The 26,448-nt window shown below is 61.8% G+C and carries 16 protein-coding genes, 1 tRNA gene and 1 pseudogene; 5 read left to right on the top strand and 13 right to left on the bottom strand.

Annotated features, from left to right (window positions below):
* Positions 1-165: 165 nt before the first annotated feature.
* Positions 166-1,695: an HAD-IC family P-type ATPase gene (locus N3C12_10135; protein MCX8072794.1), complete on the top strand. Its 1,530-nt coding sequence runs from the start codon at positions 166-168 to the stop codon at positions 1,693-1,695.
* A 261-nt stretch (positions 1,696-1,956) separates the two neighbouring features.
* On the opposite strand, the gene N3C12_10130 is transcribed toward N3C12_10135, so the two are convergent.
* From N3C12_10130 to N3C12_10120, 3 genes are all read right to left on the bottom strand, one after another.
* Positions 1,957-4,110: a UvrD-helicase domain-containing protein gene (locus N3C12_10130; protein ID MCX8072793.1), complete on the bottom strand. Its 2,154-nt coding sequence runs from the start codon at positions 4,108-4,110 to the stop codon at positions 1,957-1,959.
* 71 nt (positions 4,111-4,181) lie between these two features.
* Positions 4,182-5,195, bottom strand: a complete 1,014-nt coding sequence (gene rtcA, locus N3C12_10125; protein ID MCX8072792.1) for an RNA 3'-terminal phosphate cyclase — start codon at positions 5,193-5,195, stop codon at positions 4,182-4,184.
* Positions 5,196-5,297: 102 nt separating this feature from the next.
* Entirely contained in the window at positions 5,298-5,810 is a 513-nt protein-coding gene (locus N3C12_10120; protein MCX8072791.1) for a hypothetical protein, read from the bottom strand.
* 1,269 nt (positions 5,811-7,079) lie between these two features.
* Between N3C12_10120 and N3C12_10115 the strand changes: the two are divergent.
* Positions 7,080-7,553: pseudogene (locus N3C12_10115) on the top strand (hypothetical protein).
* Between the two features lie 797 nt (positions 7,554-8,350).
* On the opposite strand, the gene N3C12_10110 reads toward N3C12_10115, so the two are convergent.
* Positions 8,351-9,295 carry a sulfotransferase domain-containing protein gene (locus N3C12_10110; protein MCX8072790.1) on the bottom strand — a complete coding sequence of 315 codons (945 nt, stop codon included), beginning with the start codon at positions 9,293-9,295 and terminating at the stop codon, positions 8,351-8,353.
* Between the two features lie 444 nt (positions 9,296-9,739).
* On the opposite strand from N3C12_10110, the gene N3C12_10105 reads away from it, so the two are divergent.
* Positions 9,740-11,941 (top strand): right-handed parallel beta-helix repeat-containing protein, encoded by a 2,202-nt coding sequence (locus N3C12_10105; protein MCX8072789.1) that lies wholly within the window; start codon positions 9,740-9,742, stop codon positions 11,939-11,941.
* A gap of 331 nt (positions 11,942-12,272) precedes the next feature.
* Here the strand turns inward: N3C12_10105 and N3C12_10100 are convergent, their stop codons facing one another.
* From N3C12_10100 to N3C12_10085, 4 genes are all read right to left on the bottom strand, one after another.
* Positions 12,273-12,950: an SCO family protein gene (locus tag N3C12_10100; protein MCX8072788.1), complete on the bottom strand. Its 678-nt coding sequence runs from the start codon at positions 12,948-12,950 to the stop codon at positions 12,273-12,275.
* A gap of 65 nt (positions 12,951-13,015) precedes the next feature.
* Entirely contained in the window at positions 13,016-14,701 is a 1,686-nt protein-coding gene (locus N3C12_10095; protein MCX8072787.1) for a cbb3-type cytochrome c oxidase subunit I, read from the bottom strand.
* 46 nt (positions 14,702-14,747) lie between these two features.
* Positions 14,748-15,224 (bottom strand): cytochrome C oxidase subunit II, encoded by a 477-nt coding sequence (locus N3C12_10090; protein ID MCX8072786.1) that lies wholly within the window; start codon positions 15,222-15,224, stop codon positions 14,748-14,750.
* A gap of 26 nt (positions 15,225-15,250) precedes the next feature.
* The gene (locus N3C12_10085; protein ID MCX8072785.1) at positions 15,251-15,391 is read right to left on the bottom strand and encodes a hypothetical protein; all 141 of its coding nucleotides are present in this window, start codon (positions 15,389-15,391) and stop codon (positions 15,251-15,253) included.
* 311 nt (positions 15,392-15,702) lie between these two features.
* On the opposite strand from N3C12_10085, the gene N3C12_10080 reads away from it, so the two are divergent.
* On the top strand, positions 15,703-16,788 hold the full coding sequence (locus tag N3C12_10080) for a hypothetical protein (GenBank protein MCX8072784.1): 1,086 nt from the start codon (positions 15,703-15,705) through the stop codon (positions 16,786-16,788).
* A gap of 207 nt (positions 16,789-16,995) precedes the next feature.
* On the opposite strand, the gene N3C12_10075 is transcribed toward N3C12_10080, so the two are convergent.
* From N3C12_10075 to N3C12_10065, 3 genes are all read right to left on the bottom strand, one after another.
* Positions 16,996-18,360, bottom strand: a complete 1,365-nt coding sequence (locus N3C12_10075) for a hypothetical protein (protein ID MCX8072783.1) — start codon at positions 18,358-18,360, stop codon at positions 16,996-16,998.
* Positions 18,361-18,888: 528 nt separating this feature from the next.
* Entirely contained in the window at positions 18,889-21,096 is a 2,208-nt protein-coding gene (locus tag N3C12_10070; GenBank protein ID MCX8072782.1) for a hypothetical protein, read from the bottom strand.
* A 329-nt stretch (positions 21,097-21,425) separates the two neighbouring features.
* Complete coding sequence (locus tag N3C12_10065) at positions 21,426-22,202, bottom strand: hypothetical protein (protein ID MCX8072781.1); 777 nt, start codon at positions 22,200-22,202, stop codon at positions 21,426-21,428.
* Here N3C12_10065 and N3C12_10060 point away from each other — a divergent pair.
* The gene (locus tag N3C12_10060) at positions 22,201-22,512 is read left to right on the top strand and encodes a hypothetical protein (GenBank protein ID MCX8072780.1); all 312 of its coding nucleotides are present in this window, start codon (positions 22,201-22,203) and stop codon (positions 22,510-22,512) included. The two genes, N3C12_10065 and N3C12_10060, sit on opposite strands and share 2 nt — an antisense overlap.
* Positions 22,513-23,404: 892 nt before the next feature.
* Here N3C12_10060 and N3C12_10055 read toward each other — a convergent pair.
* Positions 23,405-25,267 (bottom strand): acyl-CoA dehydrogenase, encoded by a 1,863-nt coding sequence (locus tag N3C12_10055; protein MCX8072779.1) that lies wholly within the window; start codon positions 25,265-25,267, stop codon positions 23,405-23,407.
* Between the two features lie 226 nt (positions 25,268-25,493).
* Positions 25,494-25,554, bottom strand: a tRNA-Lys gene (locus N3C12_10050).
* Between the last annotated feature and the right edge of the window lie 894 nt (positions 25,555-26,448).

Below are 26,448 nucleotides of genomic sequence, written 5' to 3'. Positions count from 1 at the left end.
AAATGACGGTCTGTGAAGTGTGGTTCGCTGACGGCGGTTTTCGCTTCGCTTCTTCTCCGCAGCGGAGCGAGCACGGCTTCCAGCCGCTGTCGCCGGGCGTCGCCGGTCCGGAGGGAACAAACCGTTTGTTCGGGCTCTTACGTTGTGCCACGTTGTGCTGCAGTCTTGACTTCTCGCCAACCAGCAGCCCAAACGGCCCGCCCTTGCCCGGTTGGCGATCCGACCGAGGTCGCACTGCTCCTAGCTGCCGAACAAGTCGGCCTCGATCCCGAGCGCCTGGCGTTGTGGCCGCGCGTGGCCGAGTTGGCATTCGACTCCGTGCGCAAACGCATGACCACGATTCATCAGCTCGAGGACCGGGTAGTCGCTTGCACCAAGGGTGCCTGGAGCGAGGTGAGCCGCTGCTGCGCCTTCGCCGAGACCTTGCAAGGCCTGGTGGCCGTGACCACAGAACTCCGCCCCCACCTCAATGACCGGCACGACGCCCTGGCGCGCACTGGCTACCGCGTCCTGGCAGTGGCCCGGCGCGACTTCCCCGCAGACATCGCGCCACCGTATCGCGCCGAGGCCGTGGAACGCGACCTGGTCTTCCTCGGCTTCGTAGCTTTGGAAGACCAGCCGCGCCCCGAGGTGCCGCCGGCGGTTGCGGCGTGCAGGCGTGCCGGCATTCGCGTGTGCATGGTCACCGGCGACGACCCGCTGACCGCTACGGCCATTGCTCGCCAGATTGGCTTGCATGACGTCGAGCCCCTGGTAGTAACCGGCAACGAATTGGATCACTACCGCGCCGCTGCTCTGGAGCATCTGCTCGTTGCACATCGCGACGTGCTGTTCGCTCGTACCGCACCGCAGCACAAATCGCGCTTGGTCGAAGCATTCCAACACCTCGGTGAAGTCGTCGCCGTGACCGGTGACGGCGTCAACGACGCCCCGGCGCTACGCGGGGCGGAAATTGGCTTAGCGATGGGCGCCACGGGCACCGACGTTGCTCGCGAAGCGGCCGACATGATTCTGACCGACGACAACTTCGCCGCCATCGTGAGCGCCATCGAATACGGCCGCGCGGTGTTCGACAACGTGCGCAAATTCGTCACGTACATCTCTGCCAGCAACATCCCCGAGATCGTGCCGTTCTTGCTGTTCGTCCCCGGCGGCCTCCCCCTGCCGCTCCCTGTGGCACAGATCCTAGCTGTGGACTTGGGCACCGACCTGTTTCCCGCCCTCGCCCTCGGCCGCGAACCCGCCGCCAGGCGTGATGGAGCGCCCGCCCCGCTCGCGCGCGGAGCGGATTTTGTCTTGGCCAATCTTGCTCCGCGCCTACGGTTGGCTCGGTCCGATTCAAGCTGCCCTCAGCATGCTGGCCTATTTTTACGCCTACTGGTTGGCCGGCTGGCGGCCAGGGTTGGACCTGAACGACTTTGCGAAGACGTACACTGTGGCAACGACGATGACCTTCGTCGGAATCGTGGCGTGCCAGGTGGGCAACGTGTTCGCCTGCCGCAGCGCCACCGCCACGGTGTGGCCGCTAGGCTGGACCAGCAATCGCATTCTTTGGGGCGCCATCGCAGCGGAAATTCTTTGCTGCATGGCGTTCGTGTATGTCCTCCCGGTGGCCCGCATGTTCGGCTTTGCGCCTTTGACGTGGCAACATTGGCAGTTCGTTGCGTGGTTCCCCTTTGCCATGCTCGCGCTTGAAGAGCTCCGCAAGCTGGGCTTCCAGTGGCTGCGCGCTCACAACCGCGCAAATGCCCCGTAGGCCACCGTGGGACGCGGCTTTCGCCTCCCAGAGCGGTGGCAAACCCACTCGACAGCGTGCATCGCCCACCGCGATGTTTGGGCGCGTGCCTCAATGTGTGCTGCCGGTGGCCGCTTGTTCCTCCGTATGAAGCTCGGATCCTCGCGAGCTGCCTGTGGCCTCGGTGTGCTTTCCGCAGTTCAAGCAGGTTTTTGCTGCTCTTAGGCGGGTTCCATGCCCGCCAAGCGCACGACTAGCTTCTTTCTTCCCGCGCGTTGGAACAAAACGACCACCTTTTGGTCATCTCCCCAGCCTTCGACTTGCAGCACGGTGCCGATGCCGAAGGTCGGGTGCCGAACCCGCTGGCCCTTGCGCAGGCCTTCATCGTACACCACCTCCGGTTCGGTCGATACTTGCGCTCGATCATCCCGCGCCGCCGCACGCCGTGCCCAATTCCACGCCACGTGTTTCGCACCGGTGAAGTCCACGACTTCCAAGGGCACTTCGCGGAGAAAGCGGCTCGGCTCGTTCTCCTGTACGCTGCCGAAGAGGCGCCGCTGCATGGCGTACGTGAGATACAGCTTTTCGCGGGCGCGGGTCATCCCCACGTAACAAAGCCGCCGTTCTTCTTCGATGTCCTCCTCGTCGTCGTTACGGCGGGTCAGCGGAAACAACCCCTCTTCCATGCCCACCAGGAACACCACGGGAAACTCCAGCCCCTTGGCCGCGTGGAGGGTCATGAGGGTCAAGCGATCGGCCGCGTTCGTATACGTATCGACATCGGCAACGAGTGCCGCCTGCTCCAAAAACTCGGCGAGGGATTGGCTCTCCGCCGCATGCTCCTCCAGGGAACGCAAAAGCTCTTCCACGTTCCGCAACCGCTCTTCCGCTTCCGCGCTTTGCTGCTGTTCGAGCCACTGCCGGTAACCGCTCTCTTCCAGCACCTGTGCCGCTAAGGAGGCGTAAGGCAGCGATGCCATCTGCTCGCGCCAGCGTTCCACGCACTCGACAAAGCGCTGCACGCGCTCGGCGGCTTGATGTTTCAGCACACCGCGCACAAGCGCCAAGCGGCACGCGCTCAGAAAACTACCAGCCTCGGTTTCCAAAGCGGCAACCCGCCTTATCGTCGTCTCGCCAATCCCACGCGGCGGCGTGTTGATAATGCGCTTGGCCGCCACGCTGTCCTGCGGGTTGACAATGAGCCGCAGGTAGGCGAGCACGTCCTTGACCTCCGCGCGGGCAAAGAAGCGCATGCCGCCGACGATGGTGTACGGCAGCCGCGCGCGCACGAAAGCCTCCTCGAACACGCGCGACTGCGCGTTCGTTCGGTACAGCACCACGACGTCGCCGAGCTTTCGCCCCTGATGGAGCAACCTTTGGATTTCCTTCGTGACCCAATCGGCCTCTTCGAGGTCGTTGTCGCAAGCGATCACCGCGACTTTGTCTCCGCGCGGGTTTTCGGTCCACAACGTTTTTCCTTTCCGGAGCACGTTGTGCGCCACCACCGCCGACGCAGCCCGCAGGATCGCTGCGGTCGAACGGTAGTTTTGTTCGAGGAAAATGGTGCGGGCATCGGGGTAGTCGCGTTCGAAATCCAAAATGTTGCGAATTTCCGCGCCGCGCCAGCGGTAGATCGATTGATCCTCGTCCCCAACCACGCACAAATTGCGGTGCGGCTCCGCGAGGCACCGCACGAGGCGGTACTGTACAGCGTTCGTATCCTGGTACTCATCGACCAAAATATGGTCGAACTGATTTTGCCAGCGCTCGCGCACGCTCGGGAACTCTTCGAAGAGCTGCAACACGAGCAGAAGGAGGTCGCCAAAATCCATGGCGCCGCTGGCCAACAAACGCCGTTGGTAGAGACGGTACACTTCCAGCATCTGCTCTTCCCGCGGTGTTGAGGGCACGAACTCTGCCGGGCTCAGCCCCCGGTTTTTGCACTGATCGATCATGGTAGCGACGATCTGGGGTGGCAAACGATCGGCTGGGATTTTGAGCTCGGTTAAACAATCACGCAGTAAGCGCTGTTGGTCCTGCTCGTCGTAAATCACGAAGTCGCGCGGGTATCCGAGGTGCGGCGCCTCGAATCGCAGCAGCCGGGCGCAAGTGGAATGAAATGTCGCTACCCAAGCACGATGATCGCCGACCAATTGCTGCACGCGGGCGCGCATTTCTGCTGCTGCCTTGTTCGTGAAGGTCACCGCCAAAATGCGCTCCGAGCGCACCCCGCGAGCGGCGATCAAGTGCGCAATTCGGCAGGTGAGGGTGCGGGTCTTCCCCGAACCCGCCCCTGCCAACACCAGCAGCGGTCCCCCCGGATGCAGCACGGCCTCGCGCTGCATCTCATTCAGGCGTTCTAACCAAGACTCCATGTTTGCCGACTTCCTCCGTTCGAACGCGCACCCATTCGCTTCCGTGGCCGCCTTCGTGCCCGCAGGAGAACTCACCCGACCGACACCAACACATCGTCAGTGCCGCGTTGCTCAAAGCGGATCGAGCAGTCGAGAAACTGCTCAATGACCAAGCGATTCGTCTCCGTGTGGCTCGACGGAGCAAGGGTACGAAAGCGGCCCTTAGCCAACGCGAGCGGGAGCAAGAGCTGGTCCGCCAAATGCACGCCGACGGGAACCCCAGCCGACAGATAGCGGTGCGCTGCTGCACACGCTTCGCGGGCCACTTCTTCGGCACGCACGCCCTTTTGGCCGAAGCCCACGGCCATTTCCACCAAGTGTTCACCTTCCATACTGAGAAGCAGGACGTTACCAGGACCCTGCCCTGGGGGCAGGACCTCCGTCACCAACTCTTGCTGGCGCCAGCCCAGCATCTCGCGCACCACTTGCAGTTCCCGGTGAGCGATATGGGGTGGCAAGTCGGCAACGAGCGCACGCGCCAACACAGCCTGCAAGGCACCACGCTCGGTCAGCTCCAATGGCAACCAGCGCTGGAGGGGCTCGATCTCCACGGTGAAGCGCCCGCCACCGCGCGGGTAAAACCCGTAACGCTGAAGGGTTGCCGTCACGTTTGCGCCCATGCGCCGCAGCACAGGCAAGTACACGCTGGCAACGAAATCGTAGGGCGGAGCCGCGGGGTTGTGAGTTCCCCCTTTGCAAACCACGTGCGACGGTTCCGAGGCGCACAGCAACGGGATCATCACGGTTTGCAACACTAGGGTCGCACTCCCCGCAGAACCGACGTCGAACTCGAACGAGCCGCCACGGATCCGTTGAGGGCGAAAGACAAGTTCTTGCGACCCGAGAACATCGCCGTCGGTTTCGGCCCCGCTAATCGCTGCGGCAGCCCGCACTGCAGCAAGGTGTTGGCGCAACAAACCCGGACGCGAACGCCGTGCCCGAATGTTGAACATGCGGAAGTGGCGGCCGGTGAGCACCGATAACGTCAGTGCCGTCCGCAAAATTTGCCCGCCACCTTCACCAAGCGCACCATCCAGCACGACCATAGCTTTCGCTTCTCCCCTGCCCCGCCTTGAGTCCGTGCAGCCGTGCTCCTCGCTTTCGGTTTGCCATCATCACGCTCGGGCTTGGAGCGGCAACCTGGACGTTCAGGGCAAGCGCACGTAGCGAAAAGTTTGGCCAGTTTCGCGATCGCGCAGCACGAGTTTTTTCCCTTCGAAGCGCACCTCGCGCACGACCCGCAGAGTTTGTGGTGTGGGCTTCGCCCCTCCCTCTCCAGCAGCGGGAGTCTGCGCCTTGCGCGGGACGGGAAGGCCGAGGTCGATAATCAATTGTCCATCGCGGGACACTTCGTACCTTGCCGTCATCTCCACCGCGTGGCTCTTTCCCAGAAAGGAGCCGTCGGCGCGGAACTCAAGCTCGTCTTCGCCGTCTTCGATTTTCCAGCGACCCACCAACGCTTTAAGGATGCGCTGCTGCTTCGCGTTCAACTTGGGGGTCGCCTGCGCTGGTGTGCCACCCCGCTCCTGCTTCGGTGGCTTCACGCCAGGGGTTGACTCTGCGAAACCACTTTGCACCCCGCCTCCGACAAGCAGGATCGCCAGGGCCAATAAACTCGCAGCAGTTCGATGCGGGATGCGCTGGGCTACTAGAATAGCCATTGTCCTCCGCTCCTCTCTGAGAAAGTCGCCACGTTGGTCGCCCTCTTTTATCCACTTAAGTGCGTGGGCGCTACGTCTCCCTGCTCGCGCCTCGCTAAAGCTCGGTTGACGAGTATTGAGCAACGACGGAAAACAAGTTTGTAGGGTTGACCAGAGTTGTTGATGCAGGTAGGAAAGGGCGTCACCGGGGGAGCACGCGTGATGGTAGCGACACGACACTACGGGAAAGCTTTTGCGCGAATTTTGGGAGCGCTCGCTCTATCGGTCACATCCGCCTCTGCCGCATGGGGTGGTCAGGTTAGTTCCACCGCTTACAGTATTGGTCCGAACACCGGGCCCCTCGGCATCACCGTCGGGCCGGACGGGAATTTGTGGTTCACCTTGCGGACGGCGCACCAAGTGTGGCGGGCAACGCCCGCTGGGGCGTTGAGTAGCTTTGGAATCCCCACGGCCAATGCAGGTCCGGCGGCAATCACAGTGGGGCCCGATGGCGCGCTTTGGTTCCTCGAGCAGGCAGCCAACAAAATTGCGCGCATGACTACCGCAGGCGTGGTCACGGACGAGATTTCCGTCCCCACTGCCAGCGCGGGTTTGATGGACATCACTTCGGACGGCGCCACCCGCGTGTGGTTCACCGAGTTTTCCAAGAACAAGATCGGCTATATCGTGACAACGGCACCATATTCCGCGGTGGAGATTGCTGTCCCCACGGACCCAACGCGAGGCGAACCGCGCCCGCACTCCATTACGCTCGGACCCGACGCCAAGCTCTGGTTCACCCAGTACGGGGACAGTCGCATTGGCCGTATTGACCCGGACACCCTCACGATCGAGCAGTTTCCGCTGCCCGCTTTCTTTAGTTTCCCGCGCGGCATCACCACCGGCCCGGATGGCTTCTTGTGGGTCCTCGAGTCTGGCGTGAGCCCGCGTGTAGCGCGCATCGATCCCACGAATCCGGCAAGTATTGTTGAGGTTGCCATCACTCCCAACAGTGGCCCGCTAAACATCACCATCGGCCCAGACGGCAACCTGTGGTTTACGCTCCAAAGCGCCAATGCCCTTGGCCGCGTGCGCCCGCTGCCCACGCCGATTTTCGAGCAATTCACCTTCGCGCCGTTGCCCACTCCGCCGCAGCAACCTGTCGGACTGGCCACCGGGCCGGATGACAATCTCTGGGTCACCGCGCAGTCCTCCAACCAGCTTCTCCGAATTCAATTTCCGGTAGAAACGCCGACGCCCACGGCTACCCCTTCGAGCACCGCCACGGCAACCGCCACGCCAACGCCCACGCCCACTCCATCGGCGACCGCAACACCCACCGCGACGAGCACCGCCACCGACACGCCCACGGCCACTCCGACTGCAACTGCAACCCCCACGAGAACGGATACCCCGACAGCAACGCCGACGCCGAGCCCCAGCGCAACAGCGACGGACACTCCCAGCCCCACACCGACCGACACAGCAACGGCTACGGCTACGGCCACGGCCACGCCCACGCCCACGGCAACCCCAAGCCCCACTGAAACAGCAACTCCGACCGCGACGGACACCAGCACGCCCACAGAAACCGCCACGGCCACGGCAACACCAACTGGGACGGCTTCACCAACCGCCACGCCAACCGAACCTCCCACGGCAACGCCTTCACCCACAGACACAGCAACTCCGTCGCCAACCGAAACCGCCACCCCGACGGAAACGGCCACTCCTACCGAAACACCCACCCCATCCCCGAGCGAAACGCCATCGCCTACCTTCTCTTCCACTCCTTCTCCGACTGAAACTGCAACACTAGGACCCTCGGAAACACCCACCGAGACCCCCACGCCCTCGGTAACACCCTCGCCCACAGAGACCGAGACACCGACCCCGACGCCTACATCCACGGAAACGGAAACACCGACCGCAACGGCTACCGAAACCCCGACAGCGACAGAAAGCCCCACGGCGACGGAGACGCCAACCAACTCGCCCACGGCCGCGGAAAGCCCCACGGCTACGCCCAGCGAGACAGCGACGGAGAGCCCCGCACCGATTCCAACAGAGACCCCGACTCAGACCCCGGTCTTGACGCCGACAGAAACACCCACGGAAACTGCTACCGCGGCGCCAACACCCACAGCCACGGACACCGAAACACCCACACCGGTGCCGACAGAGACTCACACGCCGACAATGACGGCCACTGAGGCTGCCAATCCAACCGCCACCGAAACCGCTACCAAAACGCCGACGGCCACCGAGTCGCCGACAGCCACACCGACGGAAACCGAGCCACCCACCGCTACCCCGTCAGCGACGCCCTCGCTCACGGGAACACCGACGGCGCGGCCCACTCCGACACCCAACCCCTGCCCGGGAGATTGCGACGGCAGGGGTCAGGTCACCATCGATGAACTCATCCGCATGGTGAACATTGCGCTCGGGCGTTTACCGGTGACGCAATGTGCGGCCGGCGACCTATGCGCCAACGGGGCCATTGAGGTCGACGAGATTGTCATTGCGGTTAACGCCGCACTCAGTGGCTGCCCGGCAACTTACACAGCACCCACATGTGAGTGAGAAGCCGCGGGAGGCTCGCGCTTCGGATCTTGCGGAAATACGAAACTCTTCGCGCCGCTTTCCGGTCGCATGGGCCAGGACCAGCCGAAACGGTCGCGCAGGGCGGCGATTTCTTCGGCCAGCAGCGCTTCCAAGATCTTTCGAAAGCGCGGCGGCACTTCGCTGCCGCCGCTGGGATTCACCGGCGCGCGCACATCAGCACGAATGTACTGTTTGCTCGCTCTCACGCCCAAGAATGCCATCACATCGAGAAGGAGCTCCTCAGGCCGCCAAGCAATGTCCTCGAACAGGCCGACAAACAAGTTTCCCCTTCGTAGGTACCGAGCCCATCGCTCCACGTTCTGCACGTACTGGGCGCACCGGCGTTGGTAGGGTTCGTTGAAAAATGCAACGAACTCCTCGTCGGAAACTTCTCCCAGCGACCGCCCGCGGTTGCGCACTAAATCCTTCTTTGCGTGTGACCACGCCCGCTCCACCGGATCGCGAACCATGGTGATGACCTTGATCTCCGGGTTCAAACACACAATTTCCGCAATGATGTCCTCCTCGAGCGCCGCGTAACTCGCCGTCGCCTCCCCGCGCACCAGAGGACGATAACGCTCGCGATAATGCCACAGGCAAAACCAGCTTTTGTACACGTACCAGGGCCAAGGGTCGCGAAACCGCTCCAGGTACCAAGCCAAGGACGACGAGCGAAACCTCGGGTCCTCAGGATGCTTCAAGCGGCTAAAGAAAAACAGCTCCTTCGGCTCGGAAAGCAACACCTGCGGGTGGAAGCGCAAATGCGCGTGCAGCCAGGTGGTACCGGTGCGTTGCGGGCCAATGATCAGAAAATCCGGGAACCGCTCGAGGGAAGGCAGTCGTGCGGGGACCTGCACGTAGCGAAGGCGGGCACGCTGCTGTTCGGTGAGCTGCTTCAATTCGGCCTTCCTCCTTATCAGGCCATGCGTTTACCAAGGCTGCCCGCCGTGTGCGAGGCCAACCTCGGCCGGTATCCCGGTCGATGGCGCACTCCCAAATGACGAAGCGACGTGCGGCCGCGGTCCAGCAGCTGCAGCCACGTATGGAAACCGCGCTCTTCCTCCGATATGAGCGGATGGCGAATTCTCTACGTCTTTGCCACGAGCGCCAAAGCCAGTGGCGTGCAGTTCGAGCCTTGCGCATCCGCACGGAATTTACCCTTGCCTCCAGACCGCCGATGACCTTAATCGGTGGCCTCGATGGAGAGAATGAGTTCCCCGTGCCACGTATCCCGACAGTCTGACAACGGTTTCCTTGCAAACCTCTGTGCTCGGTTTCCCGAGCACGGCTGGTCTCGACGCCCTCAATTGCGCGGTTGTCTCGACAGTGGGTTTGTTGCGATCGTGGCCCTCTTGCTCGGCACCCTGTTTCTCTTTGCTGCACCCCCGATGCTGGCGGCAACGATCCAAGTCCCTGCCGACTACCCCACCGTGCAAGCTGGCCTCAACGCAGCAGCGCCAGGGGATACCGTTTTGGTCGCGGGCGGGGTTTACTACGAGAAAATTTCGTTTCCCGCCTCTGGGGCACCGGGAGCACCCATTGTGTTGCGCGCCGCAACCGATCCGCGTGGGCCCAACCCCGCGGTACTCGACGGCACAGGTCTGCCAGGACAAAACGTGGTCCTCATCGCATCCAAGAGCCACGTCCGCATCGAAGGCTTTGTCATCCGCAACAACTGGAGCAACCTTGAAGCTTCGGGCATCCGCGTGGTCGGCGCTGGCCAGGGCATCGAGATTGTCGGCAACATTATTCACGAAATCCGCGGCACGAATGCGATGGGCATTACCGTGTACGGCACGGAAAGCTCGCCCATCGAAGAGTTACGCATCGAGGGCAACGAAATCTTCGATTGCGACCCGCGTCCGAGCGAGGCGCTGACGCTCAACGGTAACGTGACCGATTTCATCGTGCGCGGTAACTACGTGCACGATGTGAACAACATCGGGATCGACTTGATTGGTGGCGAAACCGACATCCAGCCCGATCCTCAGCTTGTTGCTCGCAATGGGCTCGTACAGGGCAATCGCGTCGAGCGCGCGCGGGAGGGAGGACCGGCAGGGAACGGGTTTGCTGCTTGTATTTACATCGACGGCGGCCGCGACGTCGTGGTCGAGCGTAACGTGGCCCGTGGCTGCGACCTTGGAATCGAGGTCGGGGCTGAAAACCGTGGCATCGTAGCCTCCGGCAATATCGTGCGGAATAACTTTATTTCTGGAAACCGCCTCGCCTGCATTGCCTTTGGGGGCTACGCGGCTTCGGTCGGGCGTGCAAACGGCAACCTGATTCGCAACAACACGTGCTACGGCAACAACACTGCGGGCTCGGGCTTCGGCGAGCTCTGGATCCAGTACGCAGAGGGTAACACTGTGAAGAACAACATCTTCGCTGGCACACAGAGCCTGCTCCTCGCTTCCTGGGCGGGGAACTTCAACAACTTGCTGAATTACAACCTCTGGTACGCACCGGGGGGAAGCAGCGCGGCGGAGTTCGTGTGGAACGGTACTCGGTACGTTGGATTCGCCGCGTATCGCAGCGCGACAGCCGAGGACGTTACCTCGTTGTTCGCTGATCCGTTCTTGCAAGATCCAGTGAACGGCGACCTCCACTTAACTGCAGGCTCCCCGGCATTGAACGCCGGTGAGTTCCCCTTCAATCCGGCAGCCGGAGAGACGGACATCGACGGAGAGCCACGGCTAAACGCCGTGCGCGTCGACGTCGGCGCCGATGAAGCGGCAAGCTGCGGCAACGGCGTGGTGGAAAGTGCTTTTGGCGAGGAGTGTGACGACGGAAACACGAGCGAGTGCGATGGCTGCGACACCAACTGCACACTCTCTACCCGCTGCGGCAATGGCGTGCTCTGTACTGCCAACGGTGAAGCGTGCGACGATGGCAACAACCTCGCTGGAGACTGCTGCGATCCCTCTTGCCAGTTCGAGCCTGCCGGCGCCTCGTGCGACGACGGCAAGGCATGCACGACCGGCATCTGCGACGGACAAGGTGCATGTACGAGCGCTGCTCTACCAGCCACGAGCTGCAAACGTACGGTGCTGCCCGGGCGCGCCCAACTCGTCGTCCACGATGCCCCGAATGATGCTCGTGACCGAATTGTGTTTCGCTGGACCCTCGGCGAACAAACGTTGGCCGCTGAGCTTGGCAACCCCGCAACCGGCTCCACGAGTTACGAACTCTGTTTATACGATGCCCATACTGCCAGCCTTCTGCTTGCCGCACGCGCTCCCGCGGCAGGACACTGCAAGGGCAAACCGTGCTGGAAAGTGCTGGCTGACGGCGGTTACTCCTACCAAGACGGCGAACGGACACCCGATGGCCTCGAGCTCTTACTGTTGCGCCCAGGGCCCGATGGGAAGTCGAGGCTCATCAGCCGAGGTAAAGGGGCCTTTCTCAACCTCCCCTCGCTGCCCTTTCCGTCGAACTATTCTGTCGTCGCCCAAGTGCACAACAGCGCCGGCACTTGCTGGGAGGCGACTTTCACCAGCCCAGCGCGACGAAACACCACGAACAGCTTCGTAGACACAGGCAACTGACGCTCCGCTCACCCCTTTGCCAAATTGGAGAGCCCCACGAAAATGACTGTTCCTTGTGGGCACCGCCGTTCCTCTGCCACGGCAGCTTGGGTATCAAACCACGCGTTCGAGCTTGCGCTTCCCTCAGGCAAGCTCAGGCCGACAGGTCTCCGCGTGCGTTTCGGGTTCTCTGCTTGCGTTGAGTTTCGCTCCGAAGGAGTACAACAGCCTCGTTAAGATGCTGCCGCACTGAAGCGCGGAACATCGCTCGCCTGCCAGCGGCTGGCTGCAGGCCGTCGCCGGAGGCCCTGGTCGGCCACGGTTGCATCTCTCGAGTGTCTCGCTTCCCGCTTCACTCAAAGGTGGCCGTCCTGCACACGCCACCCGCCGGCGCACGCACACGCCCCCGGCGCTGGAGCCAGGCAACGGCGAAAACCCATGCACTGGCCGCGAAGCCAATTGCCGCCAGGGCAAAAACCGGAAGACGCCACCACGGAGCACCGCCGCTCCGCGCAGAATTGACCGCTGACACCAGTTCGCTTGCCGTTAGCGAGAGTCCCGGCAGCGCGGCGGTGACCACACCGGTGGGTGACAACACGTACACCACGTTGGGGTGGTCGAACTGCCCGTCGGCCCGCTCCACCGCCACGAACCTGAGCTCCTGCAGCAACTTGCGAAGCTCGCTGCCGTCGCGGGCTCTTACAAGCAACCAGTCCGCCGGCAATCCCAGACGTTGACGGAACCGCCGCAGGTTTTCGGGCGTTTCCCTCGGGTCGATCGACAAACTCGCCACGCGATACTTTCCCAATCGGCCGCCGGCCTCCTGAATGGCCCGCAGCAAGTTTGCAGTCAACGGCGAGCACGTGTGCGGGCAACGCGCATAAATTGGCGCCAAGAGCAGGGGACCGGCCTCCGGCGGTTGTGGAGCCAAGGTAATCGCCCGCCCGGTTTCGTCGACAACCGTGTCGATCCGCACGCTCTCTCCGACGAGCGGCGCGAGCCCTTGTCCCAGCCCCTGAGCCGATGCCATCGCACCCCCCACCAGCAAGGCGGCTGAAAAGACCAGCGTGATCGTTTTGCAGCCAGTCGCAACCATTACCGTGTCACTGGAACGGGACTGAACGGCTCGAACGGAGGCGACGGAACCGTGGAGCCGCGCAAGACTTCGAGCAGAGGCGGCGCATACGCTATGATCAAAAAAATCACCGCCACGATCACCCACGGCGTAAAATTCCGTGTGGCTCCCAAACTCTCAGGACGAAGCGGCTCGGCGGTGGGGAAGCGGATCTCCCCCACGACCCGCACTGGTGCAAACAAGGTGGAGAAAAACACCGCGAAGTACACGACCATCGCGAGCGTCATCAAAATACCGCCCACGGCGCCGAGCTGGGTCCAGAGTTCCCATCGCGCTTGAAACAGTGGCGAGTCAGGGTTCGAGTAACTCAAGGCCATGTTCGTCCGGCGCGGCTCTCCCATAACCCCGGCCACCGACAAACCAATCGAGAACAGCGCGACCCCTGCGGTCCACACATACGGAACCATGAGATTCCAACGCGGCAACCGCAGCTCTTTGCCCCACAGTTCCGTGAGCATCCACACGGAAAGCCCGAGGAATGCCAGAAACACCGGCCCTCCCAACGTGGTATGGAAGTGGCCCGGAATCCACGCCGTGTTGTGGACCACGTTGTTCATCGTCACCGAGGCATTCACGATGCCGGTGATGCCGCCAAACAAGAACAACACAAGGCCCATAAATCCGTAGGCGAACAGGTACCGTTGCTGATCAAAGTACGGAAGCTTTGCCCACCAGCCAAACAACCCCTGCCCGCCGTTGCGCCGTGCGCCGTGCTCGAAGGTCGCAGCCACCGTAAACGCGGTAATGAAGCTCGGAATCGCCACGCAAAACGTGAAGATGCCGTGAAGCCACTTGTAGCTGCTGCTGACACCGGGATCGGCGTACTGGTGATGGAGGCCGACGGGAGCCGAGAAAACGATGAACAACAGAAACGCCAACCGCGCCGCCTTGTCCGAAAACAACTTTCCTCCGACAAGCGGCGGCAACATCACGTAATACATCACGTACGCCGGCAGGAGCCAGAAGTAGACGAGCGGGTGCCCAAAGAACCAAAACAACGTGCGAGCGAGGACGACGTCGACCGATTTGGTCCAACCCAGCGACCACGGCAGCAGCAACACGAGTACCTCCACCGCGAGCGGGATGGTGGCGATCAACCACACGGTGAAGGTTGCCAGCATTCCGACCACAGCAAGCGGTGCGGCCTTGTCGGGATGCAACCGCCGCCACTGCAAGTAAGCGGCAATCCACTGAAAGAACGGAACCCAGGAACCAACGACTAACAAGGACGCGCCGAGGTAAAACCACGGGCTAGCCTTCAGCGGTGGATAAAACGTGTACAGTACAGAAGCCTTGCCGGCCAATATCGGGATGGCTGCCATCAGTGTGCCCACCAACATCAAACCCACGGCAAGTCCGGTCACGCCCGCGTTTAGCGGCACACGCAAGAAGTGGCCGACCACCACGTAGCCGAAGGCGACCTCGAAAAAGGTGGTGTACACGATCGCATTCACGACTCCGTGCAGGGTCAGGCCCTGATAGTAGTCCAACCCTAGAAACGAAGCGGCCCGCAACCATCCCGCTCGGTAGAGCACCTGCAGCAAACCGTGGTAGATGCCGAGCACCAAGAGGCTGGTGCCCACCACAACCAAAAGCAACGCGGCGACTCGATGTGTCCGATCGACACCATTCGTACCCTGCTGCATCACCCGTCCTCCTGTAAAGCGTGCCTCGGCTCGGTTCTCAGCTGCCCTAAAGGGCTACGTCGGTCCCCGGATTCACCGCCGCGGAGCGTGTTACGACAATTTTCCCCGCCATGTTTTGGTGCCCCAGGCCACAGTACTCGTGACAGAACACCCGGTACTCGCCCTCGCGGTCGAGCCGAAAGCGAGCGAAGTTCACGCTTCCGGGCACTGCCATCAAGTTCACGTTCGTGCTCTCCACGTACACACCGTGGGTGACATCGAGCGCACTCACGTACAGGTTGATGTCCGCGCCCGGGGGAACACGAATCTCGCCGGGATCGAAGAACCACATGCGCGAAACGAGATAAATGTCGTACGCACCTGGTCCCTTTTGCTCTACCTTGCCCTGCCCAAAGGGCCGAACATCGCTGACGCAAGTCGGGACAGTGACGCCTAAGCCTAAACCGGAATACACCAGCAACAGCAGAAACACGCCCATCAGCGTGCCGGAGACCACCAAGACCACCTTCTCATTGCGCTCCATTCTCACGCCTCCTCTGTATCTGCGCCTTAGGCGCGTGCGGCCATAATCCAATACAAGGTGAGCCACACCAGAGCGTAAAAGCCCACCATGGCAAAGAAGAAGGCGATGGCACCTCGCGGTACAAACCCTTCGTCTACCCGACTCTCGCCCGACTGCCCGTAGCCCATAAAAAACCTCCTTCCTTTTCCTCGCGGGGTCTACCAGTGTCTCGCGGCTACACCGACCGCAACCGTCTACCGATCGGAAACTTGCGCCGGTGTACAAACTTGTACTCCGACGCCGCCAAAACCACGAACGGAGTGGAGGCAAAGCGAACAATGTGCCATGCCGCCCCACCTGCGACTTTTTGGCACAGCGTTCGCTGTGCTTCCCAAACATGCACCGAGTTCATGGTTCGGGCCCACCGTCCATTGCCAACGCACCGGCAACAAGCGGCCACTTCCCACTCTCCAGGGGCACAGGCTTCGGCAAGGGGAGAGTGCTCTTCGTAACCGGAGAGGACGCCGATCCGCTCTGGGAGAGCTTCTCCCGCTGCCTCGCTCACAGGCTCAGGGAGGCACACGCGCTCGACTGCTACTGGGTGCGGCTTGGAACTCGTGCCGCGGACACCACGGAGCCGACAGACGACCTTACCCTGAGCGACCACGCGTCCGCCCGCGAGCTCGCGCACCTCATTCGCCGCCTGCGCGTGCAGGTCGTCCATGCCCTCGGCGAGCGGGCCGTACACGCTTGCCAGCGAGCTCGCTGGCTCGTCTATCCTGCTCCAGCGCTCCTCAGCTTCCCGAGTCCATTGGCAGCGCAGTCGCGAAGCTGGCAGCGCTGGCTAGATCGTGCCCTCCGCACCAGTGGCCAGCGCTACATTGCCGCGGACTTCGAGGCTCGCCAGGCACTGTTAGAGTCCGGCATTGCACCAAAGCTGACCACCGTCATCCCGTTGTCCACCCACAGCCGCAGCCCGACCACCCGCAACGCGGCGCGGGAAGCCCTCCGAGTCGAGCCTCTGGGCTTCGTGATGATGGCCAGTTTCGAGGAGGCAGACGACGCAGATTCTCAGTGGATCGTACTCGAAATTCTTGCGGAGATGATTCATCGCGGTGTGCCCACCCTTCTCGTCGCGGGAACGGAGTCCCCGACAGTGTCCTTACAAGTGTTGCAGCGCGCCGAGGTGCTCGACGTGGCTTCCGCCGTCCATTGCACTTCTCTCTTCCCCGGTACACACGCTGCGGTTGCGGGGGCCGACGTCGTCTTACTCGCAAAGCAACAGCGAGTCAGTGCTTGGCTTGCGCTCACTGCCCTCGAGGCGGGTGTGGCCGTGGTTAAGTCTCCCACCGTGCGCTTGCCCGCTCTTGTGGCCCAATCGCCATCGGCAACGGAGCTTCTCCACCCCCTGGCACGCGACGATTTGCACTCTTGGATCGACACGATGGAAGACTTTCGTCCCCGGCCTACGCGTAGGACCATGCACCACCCAGCGGCATCGCCCTGGCTGCCCCCGCTCGAAGACGTGGCTCGGGAATACGTGCAGTTGTACCGGCAGTTGTACCGTCAGCCGCGCCGCCGCTGACGGCGCAGAACAACGCTTGCCGTCGCCTGCCCACTAATCGGGAGGCGATCCGTACACTGCACGCGGCTTGTGCAAGTGTGCCCAAGGGCCAAACCTGCGTAGCCCCGGTCCATTCCTCCTCCCGCAGGAGGCCGCCCTCACGCTCGACCGGGAGGGCGCTGGCCGCTGGGTTCACCGCCCTAGCCGGCCACTGGCTCGCTGCCGCGGCTAGAACTCATCGTCCACTGGTGGCGGCTCAACCGCAGTCGTGCGCGCTGCACGCTGGCGCGCGCGGGGCGTGGGAGTGGGCGGTGAAGTCGGGAATGCTTGGCCACCGGTTCCCACAGGCCAAGCCACGCATTGCTCGGTGTTCGGGCCAACCCAGCAGCACAACCGGCCGTCTCGCACTGCGCAGTTGAGTGCTGCGGGGCTGCGGCCACTCCCACCTCCTTCGGGCGGCTCTACAGCGGCGAGAGATTTCCTCGCTCTCACTGCAGACAGAGCGATCAGCGCCCCGCGCGATTCCGGACGTAACCGGCTTGCTTGAGCGAGGATCCTCTCAGCTTTGTCCCACTCTTCTTGTGCGAGAGCGACCTCGGCTTCGCCGAGAAGCCGCTGGTACTCGAATTCCTTTTCCTCCGTCCCCCGGGCCACGGAGCGCTCCGTCTCCTTCATTGGCGTCGGCGCGCTCACGCTTTGCGCGCGATACCAGCCAAGCCCAGCAGCAACCACGGCAAGAACGAAGACCAAGCCCAAACCAACGGCGAAAAACAACCGCCGCCCGTGGTCCAGCGACGCTAGGTGATCCACCGTGTGCTGCATCTCCTCCAGCCGTCTCTCCCAGGAATGGACACGGCGCTGCTCCTCCTCCCGCAGCTCACTGAGCTGATGCTCTAAAGATGCAGCGATCCCCCGCAATTCCGCGCACAGCCGGCCCAACGCGCCCTGGCTAGGTTCTTCCTGAGCCGTTCCCGAAGTTGCACCAGTCGCTTGCACTCCAAGCGTCGCTACATGCTCTCCTTCGCTGTTCGCCACGGGCACCGGTGCCCGTGGCGGAGGTGCTCCACGCTCCAGAAGCGTCCGCAAGAGCTCCACGTGCATGCGGACAATTTCGAGCATCGGTTCGCCCGACGAGCGAAAGCCACGGACGCCGCCGGCCGCAGCGGCCGAGTGCTCCGCTCCTGCGGCGGGTTCATCGGGCAAGCTACCGAGACGCTCAAGCAAGCGCTCCACATCCGCACGCAGGTTCCGCAGTTCTTCGCCAACCGCTTGGAGGCTCGCGGCTTGCGTCGCGTCCAAGACCGACAGGCGTTCGAGCGCCGCATGGGCAGCACGAGCCGCTTCCTCAATAGACTCCAGTTCAGCCGGAAGCGTTCCCCCACGGTTGTGCAAGCTTTGGACTACTTGGCGAAGCTGACCAAGGTCCTCCCGCAACGTCTCGAGCTTATTTTCGAACCCGTATAGCGTGGTTTGCTGCAACCGCTCCACGGTTCCGCAAGCCCGCTCCACCGCAACGCGGGCTGCCTGCAACTGCTCCCGCCATTCCACCAAAAGCGCCGTTAAATCTACTGGAGCCTGCTCGCCCTGACTCATGTCACGGAAATCCGCACCTCATTGCGCAAAAGCAGCCGCACACACGGTGCGCCTCCTCTGCGCTTCTCGCTTCGCCTTCGACCTGTCTTGCACCTCACAACTCCACAAGCTGCAGTGAACTGTGTTTTCTTCCAGCAAAATTCATGCATCAACTGGCCTCTGGTAGGCAAACCCCTTCGTTTGGTTGCTCACCCCTGGCACGTTGCCCCCATGGCACGCTGAACAAAATCGTACAACCCTCGCGTGCCGCCCAACCGCGACCGGCGCGGGCAAAAAGCGCGCCCCTTGGCGCTTGCAGACAGCGTCTGCAAACACCAGCACCTTCAAGCAACAGGCCCACTCGGAGTTACCCAGTTAGGCCGCCTGCACAGTGGTCTCTCCCACCCTGCTCGCAAGGAAGACGGAAACCCTCGCACCTAAACAAGGCGTGGCCGCGACGAGTCCCCTCCACACGCGTGGAATCATTTGGAAGGGGGGCTGCACGGGCAGCTTTGCCTCTGCCCGTGCAGCCAACACCGCTCGTTTACACTATTGGCACTGCAGCTCGACGGTGGCGACCGTGTCGCCGGCGGTGGAGTCGAGGTCGAGAACGCCGATGGCAGTAACCATCCTTGCGCCGCTCAACGACAACGCCGGATTCCCGCAGAACGCGGAGAGGCCTGCCCCGGTCACCTGAGTGACGCACGCGCCACCCCGGCAAGACGCACCTTGATCGATCTTTCGATTTTCGTTGTTGGAGTCGAAGATCGTACCTCGTGCTGTGCCCGTGGTGAGGAATGCGTTCACCTCCGTGCTTGCTCCGTAGGTGTCGCCCACGCCGTCGCACGGGTTGCCAGTCGAAGAGCTCACGGTCTTCAACCGCAAGGGCACCCGCACCGTCATACCGCCGGCGGCAAAGCTGTTCGGATAGGTGGTTTGGTACGGGCTGTTGCATATGCCCGGATGCAAGTTGTTCGCGTTACAAGTACCGCCGCTTTGCTCCAAGCAGGCATTGGAGACGCCCCCCGTCAGCGGGTCCGTATACGTTGCGGTGCAACTCGGATCGGCAGGGAAACCGCCGTTGGTTTGCGGTGGGCCGTTGGTGTTGTGGTCCACCTGGGTGAGGAAGCCGTAGTTCGGCTCGCCGCCGTCACAGTCGAGAATCCCCGAGCCATCGACGCCCGTGCTTTCGACGCAAATCGTTACCGTGGTGACACCCGCCACGTTGCATGTGACCTGGTTAAAGGAGACGCTGCTTGCGGGGATCGTCACCGGTCGCACGCCACTGGGATCCTGTGGGCCAAAAACGATCTGGGTGCTGCCGGTCACCGGGCAGATCGTGCGGCCGAGGCTGATGAACAGGATCGTCTTATCCCATTGTAGACCGAGCCGGCTGTTGCTCCCGCCAATCGAGCAAGTTTTCACAATCGGTGTTGGGGTGAACGTTGGGGTGAACGTCGCGGTGGGCAGCGGTGTATTCGTCGGCGTAAACGTAGCCGTCGGCGTCGGAGTTTGGGTTGGTGTGTTGGTCGGCGTGCTCGTGGGCGTGGCTGTGTCGGTTGGCGTAAAGGTGAAGGTGGGTGTGTGCGTAGGTGTAAAGGTACGCGTAGGAGTCCGCGTTGGCGTATTGGTGATCGTCGGTGTGTTCGTCGGCGTGTAAGTCGGAACACCCGGTGGCAGTGTGTTCGAGGGCGTCGGTGTCGCCGTTTCTGTGGGGGTATTGGTCGGCGTGTCGGTAGGCGTTTCCGTCGGCGTTTCCGTCGGCGTGTAGGTCTCCGTCGGCGTGCGCGTCGGCGTGTACGTGCGAGTGGAAGTGAAGGTACGCGTCGGCGTAAAGGTTCCGGTGCTTGTCGGTGTCGGCGTCGCCGTCGGGGTACCGGTCGGCGTCGGGGTGGGTGTTCCTGTGACCGTCGGTGTCTCCGTAGGCGTCGGCGTTGGCGTCAGCGCGGGAGGATTGTAGATTTGATCAAACAAGAAATCCCCTAGGCTTTGCCCCGTGCCCAGCGAACATGCCACGGCGCCGTTTTGGTTTGTCGAGCAAGACGTGAGGAGGCTTAATAAACCATCGCTGCACTTCTTGCGTACAAACGCATCGAGCGCAGCGGCTTTCTTCGCGATGCTGCCGTTGAGATCCGCTGTGAGACAGTTTGTGGGCAGGATTTTTCCCGTATTTACTTTGTATTGGCAGGCTAGCTGCTGCTGAAGACGCTTCGCGAACAAATCCCGCGCCGCCTTGCCCAACGCCTTTTGGCAGGCCAACGCCGCTGGGTTGGCAACCAACAGCGGGGGATTTGGGAAGTCCCCGTATAGGGACTTTGTCACGCTGAACGCCTGACTTTGGATCAAGCAGCTCAAACATGTCGACAGGCTTACGTAGCTCGACGTCAGCCCCACCGACTCACAGGGCGCCACGCACGCAAGGTAACCCAAAGCGGACGGCAACGATGCTCCTGCCGCGTCGCAACGCTGGATTGCCGCTCTTTCAAGTGCGAGCTGAGCCTTCATGATCCCGTTCAAAGAAGCTGTCGGCAGCTGACTTAAGTCGTTGCAGTTTAACGTGGCCGGGTAGCCCGGTTTCCCCGCCATGCGTCTCTCGTGGCAACTAGCTTGCGCCGCCAGAATTTTCATTTGCAGCCGCCGCGCCGCCTTCCCTAAAGCGTCTTGACACCTCACATCCGGCGACACTTGTCCCAAAGCTGGCATACACAGAACCATCCCCACGGCGCCTGCAACCAACCGGTGTAAAATCGTCTCCATTTGCCCTCTCGCTCCCTCGCTTACTATCTCTCCCACCCCATTTGGGATCGACGCAGCGTCCCTTGTACGCAGGAGCGCATGCCTGTGTCAACACAATAACGCGCCCTGTCGGCCTAGTACCGGACAGTTATACTGCGCGGCAATTCCGATTGCGCGAAGCCAGCCCGCGTACCACCGCGATCTTGGTGCCCTCAAGTGTACCAAGTACGAGATGCCGAGACCCTCGCCGCGATGACAGCTGGCCGACGACCACCTCCAAGCCCCTTCAGCCAAAACCGTTACAAGCCTCACAACAACTTCCGGACCTTCCATTCTGTCCAGGCTACGGCTTACTGGCACTCGAGTTCGACAGTAGCAGCAGCGTCTCCAGCAAAGCTGTGGAGGTCGACTACAGTGAGGACGGACACGAGCTTGGTCCCGACAAGTGACGCTGTCGGATCGCCGCAAAATGCCGCTGGCGGGGAGCCACTCACCTCCGTCACACACGAACCACCGTAACAAGGCGCTCCTTGGTCGATTTTCCGGTTCTGGTTATTTGCGTCGTAAATTGTGCCGCGGGCGGTGCCGGTCGTAAGAAAGGCACCGAACTCGGTGGTGACATTGTACGTGTCCCCAACTCCGTCGCACGGATTCCCCGTGGCCCCTGCCACGTTCTTCAGGCGCAACGGAAGCCGGATGGTCATGCCGGCGGCAGGAAACGCACCCGAGTAGGTGGGGCGATAGGGGCTGTTGCACACTCCTGGATGCAGGTTGTTCAAGTTACAAGTGCCTCCGCTCTGTTCCAAACACGCCGACCACGCCTGGCCAGTGACCGCGTCCGTGAACGTGGCGCTACACGATGCGTCTTGGGGAAATCCTCCGTTCGATTGTGGTGGCTGGTTCGTGTTGTGGTCCACCTCGAGACGGAAATTGTAGTTCGCTACGCCTCCGTCACAATCGAGCTGCCCAAAGCCATCGACGCCCGGGCTTTCAACACAAATCGTGGTCTGCAGCCCGGCCACGTTGCACACCACCGGACCAAACGACAGCGAGCTTGCAGGAATACTGACTGTGCGGATGCCGTTTGCATCTGCCCCACCAAAAGCCAACTGGAAGCTCCCGGACATGGGGCAAATCGTACGGCCCAACGGCAGGGTAAAAATCATCTTGTCCCACTGGAGGCCCAATCGGGTCCCGCTACCTCCGAACGTGCACGTTTTCAGGATCGGCGTGGCCGTGGGGGTGAATAGCGGCGTCTCCGTCGGAGTCGGGGTGGGCACACCGGGAGGCCACGTTTCCGTCGGTGTTGGCGTGGACGTTGATGTTGCAGTCGGCGGTGGCGTGTCTGTAGCGCTGGGTGTGGAAGTGGCAGTAGGCGGAGGGGTCAACGTAGCCGTGGGGGATTCCGTAGGGGTGGTAGCTGCGCTCGGCGCGTAAACACGATCGAACCACTCATCTGCCAGCGAACCTGCCGTCTGGGAGCTACACACGGTCACCAACCCTTGCGTGCCTCCGCAGGTCGTCAAGTTGGCTAACACAAGATCCGGACAGCGTCGTTGAATGGCCGAAGCGACCGCTGCAGCTTTGCGTGCAATCCGGCCACGCAAATCCGCGCTGCGGCAATCGGTCGTGGGCGCAACTCGGCCCTGAACCTTGCCAACCTGACAGGCAACTTGTTCTCCTAAGCGTACCGCAAACAGCTGGCGTGTTATCCGTCCCAACGTGTTTTGGCATACACGTTCTGCCGTAGCGTTGGGGAATGTGGGAGGGTCAGGAAAAGTGCCGTAAACCGTGCTTGTTGCCACTTCACCACGGTTGCGCGCAAGGCAAGAAAAACACGAAAGCAAGCTGCCAAAGCTGCTGTTCAATACCACCGAGTCGCAGGGCGCGGGGCAAATCAGGTAACCGAGGTCAGCCGGGCTTCCTGCACCAGCACAACTCGACTGGATCTGCCGTTGCCAACGCATTTCTGCCCTCGCCACCAACCCGGATAACCTCGCGGGTAATGCAGTTGTGGAATTACAATCCATGGTGGGGGGGTAGCCATCCCGTCCCCCCATGCGACGCGCGTGGCATAATGCCAGCGCTTGCAGCACTTTGCTCTCGTACTGCTTTGCACCCAAAGCCAGCGCTCGCTTGCAACGCTCCGCCGGCGAAAGTGCCGCCGAGACCTGCCCCGCACACAGCAAGCTGACAGCGACAACCAAACCATAAATTGCCACAGTCATGGTGCCCCTCCGGTCAAGTTAGGGGAACCTGATTACTAAGTCACGCTGACCTCTGTCAACAGAAGAAAGTGCGTGCGGAACAAGGAGCAGGACACCGCTGGTCAGAACTCCGTGGAGAAACCTGCATCGGGAATATCGAGCGCACTCCGGTCAGCACTGAGCAACATTTCCAAGCGGGCGCGCGTCAGGGGCAAGAAGCGCTGCGCAAAGAATTTCGCCGCCATGATCCGGCCCTGGTAGAAGTCGACGTCGACGGACGTCGGCTCGCCGTCGCTGTCAGCCACCTGCATTTGCCGCTCTTCAGCAACGCGCGCAGCGTCGAGCAACAAATGCGCGAGCGCCACCTCCGCCATGCTTTCCAAGAACCAGTTGGCCACCAGGGTTACCTGATCAAGCTTGCCCCCGAGGAAAAACTCCATAAGGCCGAGCGCTGCCTCTTCGAGCCGCTGTGTCGCTTCGTGCAGCAACCGAACCTCGCTGCCTAGCCCGCGCAAGCCCGCATAGCGCCCGGAAAACTCTTTGATCTCGTTCAAAAAGTTACGAAAGTTCTCTCCGCCGTGTTGGTGCAGTTTACGGGCGACCAAATCCAGCGCCTGGATGTGATTCGTACCCTCGTAAATGGAAAAGATCTTGGCATCGCGGCAGTACTGCTCCACCGGGTTGTCCTGCACGTAACCGGCGCCGCCGTAGGTTTGGATGGCCAGCTCCGTAATGCGGAAAGCCTGATCGGAGCAATACGCCTTAATGATGGGCGTGAGTAAATCCACTTGCCCGAGATGATAGGCAGCACGGCCCGGATCGGTCTTCTCGAGCGCCAAGGCCATGTCCATGTGCCATGCGAGCTTGACCGCAAGCGTGCGCATCCCCTCGACTTTGGCTTTCATCTCCAGGAGCATGCGGCGCACGTCGGAGTGCTCGATAATCGGCACGCGCGGGGCATCCGGATCCTTGAAGTGCCGCACCGAAGAGCCCTGCAACCTTTGCCGGGCATAGGCCAGCGCGTTCAAGTACGCCGTCGAGGCAATCGCGAGTCCCTGTACACCCACGGCAATCCGCGCCCCGTTCATCATCCGGAACATTTGCTTGATACCGACGTTGGGCTCGCCGCCAACCAAAATGCCCCGGCAGCCGCCGTTCTCCCCGAAGTTCAAAACTGCGGTCGCCGACGCCCGAATCCCCATCTTATGCTCGATCGACGCCGTCACCACGTCGTTCGGCTCGCCGAGCGAGCCGTCGGGGTTCACCCAAATCTTGGGCACGATAAACAGCGACAACCCCTTGGTGCCGGGAGGAGCGCCGTCGATCCGCGCGAGTACGAGGTGAACGATGTTCTCCGCCAAATCGTGGTCACCGGAGGAAATCCAGCACTTGGTACCTTGAATCCGGTAAATGTTCCCCTCCAACGGGGTGGCACGGGTTTTCGCCATGCCGACATCGGAGCCAGCGTGCGGCTCCGAAAGGCACATCGTGCCACTGAAGCGTCCTTGCAACATCGGCGGCAAGAACATCCGCCGGTGTTCCGGGAGGGCGAAATGGGCGATGAGATCGGCCGCCCCGCGCGTGAGCTCCGGATACATCGTGAAGGCAGTGTTCGCGCCGCTTTGCAGCTCTTGCAAAATCACGCCGATGGCATGCGGCCCACCGAGGCCGTCGACTTCCAACTGCATGGTAAACGTTGGCAAACCGAGCTCGAACAGCTTTGCCCAGGCTTCGCGAAAGCCCGGCGGAGTGCGCACCACGCCATTCTCCAACCGGCAGCCAATTCGATCGCCGAGGGAATTCAGCGGACCAATCACTTCGCACACGAAGCGGTAACACTGGTCGATCACCGAATCGCATTCTTCGCGGTTGAGGTGCGCGTAGCGATCGAGCTCGAAGAGCCGGTCGACCCCGAGGTGCTCGTACAAGGTAAAGCGGATCGAGCGCAAATCAGCCTTGTAAAAGTTGATCGTGGCAGTGCTCACGGCCGGATCTTCCTCCTGTCTTCAAATCTTGCTCGGAACGCCGAACCCTCGCTCTTGGCGCAGCGCGTCAGTGCCCGAGGCCGGTACCATAGAGGACTGCTGTTGTGCAATGGCAGCAGCGCAAAGACCACCCCTGCGCTGCGCAAGCCCAATCCGACAGGCTTCGCGAAGGGAAGCCGAGCGCGCACTCCGGCAAGCACGCTTGCAGCCTCCGCCCAGGCTGAGGTGGGCCGTCAGGGACTCGAACCCCGGACCCGCTGATTAAGAGTCAGCCGAACCACTGTCCGTAGCGTACTACGCTGTCAAAAAGCCACGTATTTTCAGCCTCTTGGACGTCCACTGCTTCCACAGGATCCACGGCTTTCTTTCCCATTGGCTGTCAAATGGCTGTCAGCCACGCCGCGATCCAGAGATCTCTTTTTGGACAGCGCCCCTTGCACTGATACTCTGACGCGCCGCAGCACCCCGTTTCCAACGAACGAACGAGACAATGGGACTACCCCCCGAAAGACCGGGAGAGCTGAATCAAGACCTCCAGCAACCCGTAATCACTGCCTCAAGTGTCCTGGGCAGCCGTGAGTTACGCCGTCCAGCGAACATCCAGAAATGCACACCCTGCGCGGCCCAACATGTTAACGGCATCCATCGCGCGCGAAACCAGGACAGTGCTGAACCCGTCTCCTGTTCTCGCTTTACGCTTCTTGGGTTGAAAGCTTACTGACGTGCGTCGCCGCCATCCCCGTCGCTTGCGTTCGCAAGTATCCGGCATGACCGCGCCCAATCTTAGTCCGAAGGCGGCTGAATGCCGCTGAACGCCCGAGCCAATTTTCGAATGTTCAAGTTTGTCTGCGTGAGCTGACTAGAAACAGGCCGAAAAATCAACGAAATTTGGCCAACGACTGCGCACGCGAACAACTGTCATGCGCACTCCTCTGAGGCAGCTTCGTGGGATCTGCCTGCACCTCTTCGAGGGGTATGCCGTGATGGCGATCCCACGTTCAACCAACCATCTTCAGCGCCGCTCCCGGGTCCACGGAATATGGCACCTCCGCACACAGCCCTTTTGCCTCTAGGCGGTGACGAGCGCATTTCCTTAACGACACGTAATTGCGTGCCGCCTAGAGCCAGGGTCGAAGGGTTAGCGCACACCCCAGGCCAGCAGCTGTCTCTTATACACATCT

This window comes from Candidatus Binatia bacterium (assembly GCA_026415395.1).
Taxonomy (GTDB): domain Bacteria; phylum Desulfobacterota; class Binatia; order HRBIN30; family HRBIN30; genus HRBIN30.
The sequence above is the reverse complement of the archived record's forward strand: the minus strand, read 5'-3'. Positions and strand labels throughout refer to the sequence as shown.

What these genes read in the sequence shown, in the direction of transcription:
- N3C12_10130 (MCX8072793.1), bottom strand. Translation starts at nt 4,110, where the DNA reads ATGGAGTCTTGGTTAGAACGCCTGAATGAGATGCAGCGCGAGGCCGTG.
- rtcA (MCX8072792.1), bottom strand. Translation starts at nt 5,195, where the DNA reads ATGGTCGTGCTGGATGGTGCGCTTGGTGAAGGTGGCGGGCAAATTTTG.
- N3C12_10120 (MCX8072791.1), bottom strand. Translation starts at nt 5,810, where the DNA reads ATGGCTATTCTAGTAGCCCAGCGCATCCCGCATCGAACTGCTGCGAGT.
- N3C12_10100 (MCX8072788.1), bottom strand. Translation starts at nt 12,950, where the DNA reads ATGGCATCGGCTCAGGGGCTGGGACAAGGGCTCGCGCCGCTCGTCGGA.
- N3C12_10095 (MCX8072787.1), bottom strand. Translation starts at nt 14,701, where the DNA reads ATGCAGCAGGGTACGAATGGTGTCGATCGGACACATCGAGTCGCCGCG.
- N3C12_10090 (MCX8072786.1), bottom strand. Translation starts at nt 15,224, where the DNA reads ATGGAGCGCAATGAGAAGGTGGTCTTGGTGGTCTCCGGCACGCTGATG.
- N3C12_10085 (MCX8072785.1), bottom strand. Translation starts at nt 15,391, where the DNA reads ATGGGCTACGGGCAGTCGGGCGAGAGTCGGGTAGACGAAGGGTTTGTA.
- N3C12_10075 (MCX8072783.1), bottom strand. Translation starts at nt 18,360, where the DNA reads ATGAGTCAGGGCGAGCAGGCTCCAGTAGATTTAACGGCGCTTTTGGTG.
- N3C12_10070 (MCX8072782.1), bottom strand. Translation starts at nt 21,096, where the DNA reads ATGGAGACGATTTTACACCGGTTGGTTGCAGGCGCCGTGGGGATGGTT.
- N3C12_10060 (MCX8072780.1), top strand. Translation starts at nt 22,201, where the DNA reads ATGGGGCAAATCGTACGGCCCAACGGCAGGGTAAAAATCATCTTGTCC.
- N3C12_10065 (MCX8072781.1), bottom strand. Translation starts at nt 22,202, where the DNA reads ATGTCCGGGAGCTTCCAGTTGGCTTTTGGTGGGGCAGATGCAAACGGC.